Raw genomic sequence first — 10,824 nt, forward strand, 5'->3', positions numbered from 1 at the left:
ATAACTTAAATATTGGCACACCTCCTGCTACCAATCTAATAACGAAATTTTTTCGCGCAACTCAGATTTGCTAGGAGTCATCAAAATGCATGTGGTTTGGATTAACGAAGACGCTGATTTCACTGGCGGCTGTGAAAGCTATATTTACCAGTCTGTCGGTCTGTTAGCAGAGAAAAACATCAAATCGACACTGATGTACAAAGTCGGCTCGCCGAAAAGTGCGGAATTTCTGAACCAATTCGAGCAAGCGTTTCCTATGGTCGACATAGAGAGCCAATTAGTGCAGCTTCAGCCCGATATTATTTATGTACATAGCCTAAATGATATTGAGACGCTCAAACGCATTGTCGCGTTTCCGTGTCAGAAGATCCGCTTTTTTCACGACCAAAGGGCTTTCTGTCTTCGAGACCACAAATATACAACGATTGGCAAAAAGCCATGCGCGAAAAAACTGGGCCTGGATTGCTACAGCTGCCTAGGCTTTCTTAAACCATCTTCCATGCCTTGGAAAGTAGGGCTTAGAACGCTCGGCGAATTGAAAGCCTCATTAAAGCTCAACCAACAGTTCGATCGCGTTCTCGTTGGATCAAATTACATGGCTGAGCAGCTAAAGATGCATGACTTCGATGCAGAAAAGCTCGCGGTCGCCACCCTATTCTCCAATGCATTACGCCCTGCGGACCAAGAGACACCGCTAGTATTAGGTTCCTCAACGTCTTCAAATCTTGCAGATTCGCCCGTATCTAAACGGAAAAAACAACTACTGTTCGTCGGTCAGCTGGTGACAGGCAAGGGCCTGGATACTCTGCTTGAAGCACTTGCCAAATCTGCGCATGAGGTTGAACTCGTGGTCTGTGGGACGGGGAAAATGGAGCAAAACTATCAGCGTCAGTCAGAAGCCCTTGGATTAAGCCCGCGCGTTCGCTTCCTAGGACATCAAAACAGTGATCAACTGCGGAAACATTACCAACGTGCAGATGCCGTCGTCATTCCGTCCAGAGCACCCGAGACGTTCTGCCTGGTAGGGCTAGAAGCACTTGCAAATGGTACTCCGGTGATTGCAAGCAACACTGGTGGAATGAACGAATGGCTCAAACCCAACGTCAACGGCTTGGAATTTGAGGCCAACAACAGTGCCCAACTCGCATTTTCAATTGATCGCTACTTTTCAGACGTTCGCTTGCAAACTCGACTGCGTCAGTTTGCTCTGAAGAGCGACTACGGGCATTTCGCCCCAGAGCAGCACATTAACCTTGTGCACAACTTAATGACCAGCATGATGGAGGCTGCGTAATGAGCAAGCATCGATTCACACTCTCAAACAATCCTGAAGCCGAAAAGTGTATTTCTGGGTTGCTAGATCAAATCGCTAAGGTGGTCCAAAAAAACATCGCCGATCACAAGCTGCGCAGCCTTATTCTTCTCGGCGGCTATGGCAAAGGTGAAGGTGGCGTGAGCGTGGTTGGCAACAGCTATAAGCCCCATAACAACTTCGACCTTCTTTTGGTCACCCAACATTTGAGCAAGACAAAGCAAGAACGTGTCAACGAAGCACTGTCACAGCAGCTACAAGCTTTGGCAGGCAAGCTTGATATTGGAATCGATCTCTCGTTGATCGATCAGTGGAAACTCAAAAATATGCCGACGCGGGTCCTCTGGTACGACATGATGGAGGGCCATAGAACACTGCTAGGCGACGCCAAATTCGTGCCGTCTATCAAGCATAAACAGCGGGACATTCCAGCGTGGGATATGCGCAACCTCATGGTTAATCGAGGCTCTCTATTGCTCCTTAACCAAATTTGTTTGCAAAACGAGGAACGGTCTCAGGAACTGGATCGACTGATCATAAAACATGCGATGAAAGCCATTATTGGCTATGGCGATGCGCTGCTCTACTCTTTGGATGAGTATCACTGGTCGTATCGTGAAAAACATGCGCGAATTCTTAAGCACTCAGAGATAGATTTGCGATTCAAGCGCCTTTACGACGAAGCCCTATCTTTTCGGCTTTCACCGAAGTATGCCTACTATCTGCAGCTAGATTTAAAAGACTGGCATCGCAATGTCATGAGACAGCTTGAGTCAATCCATCTGAAATGCGAAGCCAAAAGGCTCCAACGTTCTGATTTAACGTGGCAAACGTACTTCGACACAGCGCTGGTGCATTCACTGTATGAACGTGAGTTTAACGCAAAAGAATGTCTGCGTAGACTGATGAATCTCATCAAACCAAAAACAGGAAAATTGCCGAATAAGCTGCCTCCTTTGGGCAAGCTCGCATACCAGCTTTCAGATAACGAGAGCATGTTACCGTTGATCTTCCCTTACATTGCTTTCAACCCGAGCTTTGTGAATTCCTCGGTTGAAAAACAGCATTTCGTTTCATTTTTCTCATCGCACTTTGGCAGGCAGGAACAAGATTCATTGCTGAGCATTATCAAGGCATATGTCCGCCAATGGGGCGCCACGTTTGACCGAAATTTAAGCGCCGTATTGTCTAAAAACCAGATTGCTCTATAGGACATAACTATGATTTGCATTACATCCGACATCCATCACATGAGCCTGAAAACAGGTAATCAATTGTACTCAGATCGCACCGAGGCGAGCATTGCCTGCGATTTTGTCGCTCGACTTAACGAGCACAATGCGAAAGTCACATGCTTCGTGACAGGTAAAGCCTTCGAAGAAGAGTGGCCTGAAATCAAACCCATGTGCGAAAGCCGCAATGTAGAAATAGGCGGGCATACGTATAGCTGCTTTATGCCGGAGCTATGGCATCGCGGCTGTAAAAAACTCTTTGGCAGCTACAACGGCCCAAAATGGCAGCAAGATTGGGATATCGCTAAGACCAAACGCATTATTCAAACCAAGGCGAACATCACCATTACTAGCTGGCGAAACCACATGTATATGCATGGCCCGCATACAGAAACCCTGCTGATGAAAAATGGCATCGAAGTCTGCTGCGATGGTGTGGATAGACAATCCTCCGGAACCCGAACACATCCATCAGGTTTAAAGAACTTCCCGATCAATATTATTCCCGATCATGAGCATTTGTATCACGCCGAGCGCACTCCTGAATGGGTGGAGAACTGGATCAAACGTTACAACTGGTCCGACGATTATGGCTCGAACTCGTATTATTTTTCAGATTGGTTCGACATCTTTAAGAACGAAATTCTTCTGCGTGAGGAACAGGGCGGTATCTCTCACCTGCTGATCCACCCAATCACAATCTATCTCTGCGGCGGCATGAAAGCACTCAATGAAGTCGCAGACTTTCTAGGCCAGTTTGAAACATGCTTCGTAACCGAGTTTTCGCGAAGCCAAAACAACATGATTCAACAAAGTGGAAGAGTACAATGAAAAATAGAGTCTCCATCATCATGCGCTGCAAGAATAGCGATTGGGTTATTGGCGAAGCACTTTCGGCGCTATTTTCTCAGGAATACACGGACTTTGAGCTAGTAGTCGTGGACTCGGGCTCCACAGACCGTACGTTAGAGTTTGTATCCCACTACCCCTGTCGTCTGATCGAGATCGAGCCTGGCGATTACTACCCCGGAAAGGTGTTAAATGATGCTATTGCGACCTGCGATTCAGACATCATTGTGTTTCTGAATTCTGACAGCGTGATGCTCGCACCTGACAGTCTCAGCAAGCTGATTGACGCATTCGACGATCCATCCGTCTCTGCCGCATTTGGACGCCAACTTCCACGACCGGAAGCCGAGTCTTGGGTAAGACGTGATTATGCCGTGAGCTTTCCAGAGAACGCAGAGGACATCCCTGACTGGATAACTATGTCATTGCCGCTCGCAGCCATGCGCAAAACGACATTTGAGCAACACCATTTTTACACTGAAGCATGGGCTTCCGAAGATACTGAATGGGGTAACTGGGCGCGCGAGGCCGGACACACCGTTCAATATGTTCCACAAGCACGCACGATGCATTCCCACAATTACACGTTGAAAGAAATCTATGGCAGGAGATTTGTCGAAGGTGAAGCCGACGCATTCATCTATCAAAAGCAGCCATCCTTCGCCAAGCAATGTTTGGCAACCGTACGTTGCTGTGCTCAAGACATGGTGTTTTTCATCAAAGAACGAGACTGGAAGTCTATCCCGTCCATCTTCCCACGACGCGCTGTCTATCAATGGGCTTACCTGAAAGGTTTACAGCTCGGCGCCAAGAGAAGGCAAACGAAAACAGCAGACGCAAGCATTGGCCAAGCCATTGTATTGAACAGCGTCGGAAGCTGAAATCAGGTCTTTTGTGAATATGAAGACGTCTCGATTCATCCGCAAAGCCAGTCTATTCACCCTGTGGATGCTGGCTTCACATACCGCATGGGCTGACCTCATCATCGACGAGCGCCACCATAAGGCCGTGCATATATTGACCTCTCCCAGCACCGCTATCATCTACCTAAATGGTAATAAACTGGGCGAATCGCCACTCGATATAGACATTGAGCAACTCACTGGTCTTTCAAATCGAATTACGGCTCTGCCTATGCATCCCCATCAGTTTCGTCAAGAGATTAACTTGTCCAAAGGATCGCTACCGGAACAGCTAAAAATTTTTATGGATATCGATACCCGCGACCGAAATCAACAAGCGGACGATGCGTCAAAAAGAGAGGAGCAAATCGCATCTGGCGATGATGTCATCGCCTGCAAAGGGAATGAGCACATACAAACACTGTACTTTGACACTAACAAACACCGCATATCAGACGCACAACGGACGCACTTAGAAAGTCTCTCTTGTGATTTGTTACAACGTGAAGTGCTTCCCTCGATCAATGTGTATGGGCAAGCCGACCCAAGAGGCACGCGCGAGTATAACGTCGAGCTCTCTTTGAAACGCGCCATATCCGTAAAAGAAGCGCTTACCCAATCGGGCTACCCAAGCGCGCTAGTGACGCCCTTTGCTTATGGCGCGACACAATTGAGAGATCAGAATAATAGAACGCTTCCGCACGAGAAAAACCGGCGTACTTACCTTGAAATTCACTACAACGAGTGAGCAGGGTCGCTGCCGCTATGCGCAAACGCGGAGTCTAGGCCTTCAAGGCCTTGGCTCGATAGAGAATGTTGATCATCGCACCAAACATGATTAAGACCATGCCAACAATGGCGAGAGATGTTGGTACTTCGTCAAAAAACAACAGGCCAAAAATAACGGCAAACACAACCTGCACATACGAAAATGCCGTCGCTCTGGCGGCTGTTTCGGTCTGCATTGCCTTTGTTAATCCGACTTGCCCCAACTGAGTAAAAACGCCCACCAGCAACAGTAAAACCCAAGTAGAAAGAGACTCGGGCCAAACGAAATCTGAGCCGAGCAATACCAAAGACATTGGCAATGCAATCATAGGGAAGTACAAAATAATCACCGAGCTATCTTCGAGCGCACTTAGCTTGCGAACCAGAACATATGCAATGGCACTCCCAAAAGCACCGAGTATTGCGATACTCACTCCGAAGAGGTTCAACCGCGTTACGTGCTCCGTGAGTTCTGCGTGACTTCCAGTCTGCAATATTGAGCCTAGAGATGCCGGCTCGACGACCAATACAAGCCCGATAAAACTCAACACCACGCATGCAACAACGCCAAGCTGAAATCGCTCACCCAAAAACAGCAGCGCAAGGACCGCAACAAACATCGGATGTAGATATTGCAGCATGGTTGCCTCAGCGAGTGGCAATACCGTAAGGGCGTAGTAAACCGCCATCAAGGCAATCGCGCCTACTGCACCCCTTGCGAACAGCAAGCCCTTGTGGGTTCCGAACATCGGCAGCCGTTTTCTGCGAATATCCAGATAACTCAAAACCAGAGAGACCAGTGACCGCGCGACGACAATCTCCAAAACAGGAATGCCATGCGAATACACAAGCTTCACGCAAACGGCCATCGCTGCAAAACCAAACGCGCTGAGCAACATATATCGTAAGCCAATTGGAAACAGCATTTAGAAAATTCCTTGGGGGATAGATAGAAATCTTGCGCGCAACTCATCGCACAACGACTATACTTTTGGTCAAAAATAAAACAGGACATGCACTCATGCAGAAATGGCAATCGCTTAGCATCAAACACAAGCTCATATTCGTGATGAGCCTAGCCTTGATCATTTCAATGCTGATATCAATGTTGATCACCAATTATTTATTACGCGATAGTACAACGGAGCGCATAACTAACACCGAGATTCCGGCGATTCTTTCCAGTGTCGGGAACGCATTAGAACTGCAAATCGCGCTACCGTTAAATACCGCACAAGGAATGGCCAACAACGCCTACGTTAATAAATGGATTGATCAGGGCGAGCCGCAAGACGCTACCCAAGATATTGCCGATTATCTAGGCGGAATCAAGCGCACGAGTGGCGCTAAGTTTGCGTTTCTCGTTTCCGCTGACAGCAGTAACTACTACTCCGACTCAGGCCTGCTAAGAACCGTTAGTCGATCTGACGATGGCTGGCTTTATGACTTTCTCGGCTCCGGCGAAGATTTCAGCCTAGATCTAGACCGAGACAACAGCACCGGAATATTTACACTCTTCGTCAATTATCGGGTTGCAGGCGGCAAAGCCGTCACTGGCGTCGGCATTACCGTTGCAGAGCTGTCTAAGCTCATTCAAGATTACTCGATAGGCGAAAATGGCTTTGTCTATCTCGTCGATGCATCCGGACAAGTTCGCATCCACCCCGACACAGAAAAATCTGGCTCACTCACGCTAGCCAATCAAGAACATACCGCAAAGTTCGCTACCCAACTGCTCGATAAAGAGGGCGCCATTCTGTTAGAGAATTCGGGCGATTTTATTCTCGCATCGCACTATATACCCAGTTTAGACTGGTACATTATCGCAGAGATTCCGCGTGATGAAGTCTACGCCGGAATCAATCAAACGACGCAGGCGCTCATTGTTGTAAATATACTGCTCGTACTAGGGTTAATCGGCGCAATTGCGCTCGTCGCCACGTCACTCAGCAAACCCATTCAAGAGACGGCAAGCATGCTCGCCTCAATTGCTGAAGGCGATGCCGATTTAACGCAAAGACTGAACACAAGTCGTCGCGACGAGCTGGGCCAGCTCGCCAGCTCGTTCAATCAATTTGTCGAGAAAATGGCTTCGTTAGTTGAGCAAATTTCATCAACGGCTGCGTCGGTGAATTCAGTTTCACAGGATGTATCCGAGTCTGCACGAAAAACTGAGCAAGGCTCAAAAGAACAGCTGCATAGCGTTGACATGGTGGCCACCGCGATTACTGAAATGGGCGCAACCGTAAAAGAAATTGCGCAAAATGCGACACACACTGCGGACGCGAGTCGCGATTCGGCAAATGAAGCCAATAACAGCCAAGAGACGGTAAGCAACACTGTTTCAGAGATTCAGAGCCTCGATACCGAACTTGCCTCAGCGTCATCTGTCATCTCTGAATTAGCCGAGGACATACATAAAATCAGCTCGACGCTTGCGGTCATATCGGGTATTTCCGAACAGACGAATCTTCTCGCTTTAAATGCCGCCATTGAAGCTGCGCGTGCGGGCGAGCAAGGTCGTGGATTTGCGGTAGTTGCGGATGAAGTTCGCATGTTGGCAAAACGCACTCAGGAATCCACCGAAGAAATTAATGAAATGATCGGTCGTCTTGAACATGGATCCAGTAACGCAGTCGGCGCGATGGATGCCGGTAAACAGCGCTGCGAGCTCGTGGTACAAAGCTCTCAGCAAATTAGCAGTTCACTTGAGTCGATTCGGTCGGCTATTGAGCGCATTTCAGATATGTCTTTTCAGGTTGCAACGGCAACAGAGCAGCAATCAAGCGTGGTGGACGATCTCAATCAGCACATTGTTTCGATCAATGATATGGCGAACCAGACAAGCCATGTCTCGCAGCAAAATGCCAACTCATGCGATGAGATGTCCGCTCAGGCTGAACGCCTTTCAAACCTGGTTGGCAACTTTAAGTACTGATCAAGCACAACTCAAAACCCATGCCCATCAACACATGGCTAGAAAAACCGCGTCCAGGCGAACCGAATGTTGTACCCTTCGGTTTCGTCGACGATGGGGCTGTCGCTAATTTCGTTGGCGTACCAGACATACCCTAGNTCAATCCTCGTAAAGCCACCAAAAAGAATCGGCGTGGAAAAGTTCAAATCCGCTCTGTAACTCAAGCCGGACTTTGCGCTATAGGCGGCTCGATTGGCTGTTGCTTCGGACTCTTTGACACCATAGTAGTAGTCGATCAAATTCGCACTGAGGTAATGCACAGACACTTCGGGAACAAAAAAGAATGGCCCGCGATTGAACTGCCGCGAGATCTGGAAGCTTGTTTCGGAGCCTTTGTGTTTTGACAACACATCATGCATGTAAGAAAACTCAAAACGCGCAACGTCTTTAGGCTGATAACCAAACACCAAACCACCATCAATCGTTCTGTCGCGATCATCCATGCCACTAAGCGAAGCACTGTCCTCGGCTTCATAACCATCAAATCGCACAGCCAATCGCGCTCTAGCCGAAAAAGGGCCATCCTTAACAAATTTATAGCTGCCAAACGGACCGTAAAACTCTAGGGACTCACCGATATAACCAATCGCAGGAATGGGGATAAACTCATTACCTTTGCCTTCATAAATCGACTCNGTGTACCCTGCGCCAAAGCCCCAAAACCAGCCTTGCGGGCGAGGTTTTTTACCTTCAAGATCCGCAAAGGCCGAGGCGGTATTAAGCAGCGTCGCAAGTAAGACGCATATTTGGATTTTGTTCATAGTGTCCCTTTATGTTTTGATGTGCCGTTAAATATCTTTGAGCCGCACAATTCTAAGTAATCTAATACATCTGAAAATGGAAAACAGATCCATTCGACTAAAGACCAGTAGTCTGGTCCACGGCGGGCGTGTCAAAATGCCGCTCTACACTTCACAAGGAGATCGCTAAATGTTTAAAGCCTTGGTTTTAAATCAGCAAGATAAAGTCACCACATCGAGCATCGAAACTCTGGATGAGGCCCAACTTCCGGAGGGCGACACTCTTGTGCGTGTCAGCCATTCATCGATCAACTATAAGGATGGACTAGCGATTACGGGAAAGGGAAGAATCATCCGTGACTTTCCCATGGTGCCCGGCATTGATTTTGTAGGTGAAGTAATTGAGAGCGCCAGTACTGAGTTTACTGCCGGCCAGCAAGTGGTTCTCACAGGCTGGGGCGTCGGTGAAAACCATTGGGGTGGCATGGCCGAGAAAGCACGTGTTAACGCAAGCTGCCTAGTTCCTCTCCCTGAAAAGCTGCGTCCTGAGCAATCGATGATGATCGGTACCGCAGGTTTTACCGCCATGCTCTGCGTTCAAGCGCTTATTGATGGCGGCTTAACCCCGCAGAGCGGCACGGTTCTAGTCACCGGCGCAAGCGGTGGCGTCGGTTCTGTGGCTGTCACCCTACTCAGCGAACTCGGGTTTAGCGTCGCGGCAGCAACGGGTCGCGCGAATGAGAACGCCGACTTTCTAACCTCTCTTGGCGCAAGTGAACTTGTCGAGCGCAGCGCGCTTGAAGAGCCCGCTAAACCGCTTGAAAAGCAGTTGTGGGCGGGGGTTGTAGATACCGTGGGTAGCAAGGTGCTCGCCAAGGCGCTAAGCCAAACGCAGTATGATGGCGTCGTTGCCGCATGCGGCTTAGCGGGCGGCTTTGACCTACCAAGCACCGTCATGCCGTTTATCCTGCGCAACGTTCGGCTTCAAGGCATAGACTCGGTAATGTGTCCGAAGGAACGGCGTCTCGCTGCATGGAATTCGATTGCAGAGCTCCTTCCGGCAAAATTTTATGAATCCGCGAGCACGACGATTTCGCTTGAAGAAACAGCCGACTACGCAGAGAAAATCACCCTTGGCCAAACGCGAGGCCGGGTTATTGTCGCACTATAGTCACTGCCGGTGATTGGGCCAGCAGCAGTGATATAAACAGTGATCTCAGTAGTGATCGCAGCGCGCCAAAATTCTAAAAAACAGAATAAACAAAACGTTTTATTTCAATTTAAGGAATGGCGGCGCTCTGCAATACTCGTTTCTCATCAACAACACAGCACTACGAGGGATTCACTATGCACCAGATCGTCAGTACAGCCATCAAATCTCAAACTCACGTAAACAAACCGCGAGAAAACACGAAGAGAAAAAGCGCAAACGCCGCAAACTGTAACTACAGTAACAACTACTACGGAGATCAAATCTGCCACGCTTGCTCTTAGATGTTCGTTGCTACCTTGCAAGCACGGTGTTTAGTAGCAACGGCACGCCGTCCTACTAACGACTCCCCCCCGGGCATGGCATAATGCTCTTCAAAAAGCCCTCCAGGAAAATGCCATGCGCGGGATGCGTTCCGATTTCAACCCAAACCAAAAGATCGACTGGTCTGTAGTTCGGCAGGTTGTTCCCTATATTTTTGAGTTCCGCTCTCGCGTTGCGCTTGCGCTTGCGTGCCTTGTCGCAGCAAAACTTGCCAGCATTGGCATGCCCTTTGTTCTAAAACAAATTGTCGATAATCTTAACGGACAATTTGATGCGCAAGCCTCTTCCGGCTTGGATAGCAAAACGGCAATGGCGCTAAGCGTGCCTATTGCGCTGTTAATCGCATACGGTTTTATCAGGCTTGCCAACTCGGTGCTTGGCGAGATTCGCGACACGCTCTTTGGCCGCGTAACCGAACGTGCCATGCGCCGCATTGGCCTGAGGGTTTTCGAGCGTCTCCACCAGCTAGATCTCGCTTTCCACCTCAATCGAAGAACTGGCGGTTTATCA

Annotated in this window: 10 protein-coding genes; 8 read left to right on the forward strand and 2 right to left on the reverse strand. The window is 48.8% G+C overall.

The features are described from left to right. Positions 1 to 85 precede the first annotated feature (85 nt). From A3751_RS10625 to A3751_RS10645, 5 genes are read left to right on the forward strand one after another with little or no spacing between them, the layout of a single operon-like run. On the forward strand, positions 86 to 1,294 hold the full coding sequence (locus A3751_RS10625) for a glycosyltransferase (protein ID WP_068455552.1): 1,209 nt from the start codon (positions 86 to 88) through the stop codon (positions 1,292 to 1,294). Continuing rightward, positions 1,294 to 2,523 (forward strand): hypothetical protein, encoded by a 1,230-nt coding sequence (locus A3751_RS10630; RefSeq protein WP_068455554.1) that lies wholly within the window; start codon positions 1,294 to 1,296, stop codon positions 2,521 to 2,523. Before A3751_RS10625 ends, A3751_RS10630 begins: the two co-directional genes overlap by 1 nt. A 9-nt stretch (positions 2,524 to 2,532) precedes the next feature. Next, positions 2,533 to 3,375, forward strand: a complete 843-nt coding sequence (locus tag A3751_RS10635; protein ID WP_068455557.1) for a polysaccharide deacetylase family protein — start codon at positions 2,533 to 2,535, stop codon at positions 3,373 to 3,375. Then, entirely contained in the window at positions 3,372 to 4,274 is a 903-nt protein-coding gene (locus tag A3751_RS10640) for a glycosyltransferase family 2 protein (RefSeq protein WP_082863188.1), read from the forward strand. Before A3751_RS10635 ends, A3751_RS10640 begins: the two co-directional genes overlap by 4 nt. A gap of 19 nt (positions 4,275 to 4,293) precedes the next feature. Then, positions 4,294 to 5,043 (forward strand): OmpA family protein, encoded by a 750-nt coding sequence (locus A3751_RS10645; protein ID WP_068548439.1) that lies wholly within the window; start codon positions 4,294 to 4,296, stop codon positions 5,041 to 5,043. Positions 5,044 to 5,077: 34 nt separating this feature from the next. Here A3751_RS10645 and A3751_RS10650 read toward each other — a convergent pair whose 3' ends face one another. Continuing rightward, positions 5,078 to 5,989 carry a DMT family transporter gene (locus A3751_RS10650; protein ID WP_068455566.1) on the reverse strand — a complete coding sequence of 304 codons (912 nt, stop codon included), beginning with the start codon at positions 5,987 to 5,989 and terminating at the stop codon, positions 5,078 to 5,080. A 95-nt stretch (positions 5,990 to 6,084) separates the two neighbouring features. Between A3751_RS10650 and A3751_RS10655 the strand changes: the two genes are divergently transcribed. Further along, positions 6,085 to 8,001 carry a methyl-accepting chemotaxis protein gene (locus A3751_RS10655; protein ID WP_068455569.1) on the forward strand — a complete coding sequence of 639 codons (1,917 nt, stop codon included), beginning with the start codon at positions 6,085 to 6,087 and terminating at the stop codon, positions 7,999 to 8,001. A 38-nt stretch (positions 8,002 to 8,039) separates the two neighbouring features. On the opposite strand, the gene A3751_RS10660 is transcribed toward A3751_RS10655, so the two are convergent. Then, positions 8,040 to 8,801, reverse strand: coding sequence for a MipA/OmpV family protein (locus A3751_RS10660; protein ID WP_068455572.1), 762 nt, complete (start codon positions 8,799 to 8,801; stop codon positions 8,040 to 8,042). Between the two features lie 169 nt (positions 8,802 to 8,970). On the opposite strand from A3751_RS10660, the gene A3751_RS10665 reads away from it, so the two are divergent. Further along, a complete protein-coding gene (locus A3751_RS10665; protein WP_068455575.1) occupies positions 8,971 to 9,951 on the forward strand; it encodes an MDR family oxidoreductase in 981 nt (326 codons plus the stop codon). Positions 9,952 to 10,389: 438 nt separating this feature from the next. Further along, positions 10,390 to 10,824, forward strand: a 435-nt coding sequence (locus tag A3751_RS10670; RefSeq protein WP_255376083.1) for an ABC transporter transmembrane domain-containing protein, incomplete at its 3' end; no start/stop codon positions are given.

The organism is Oleiphilus sp. HI0080 (assembly GCF_001635135.1).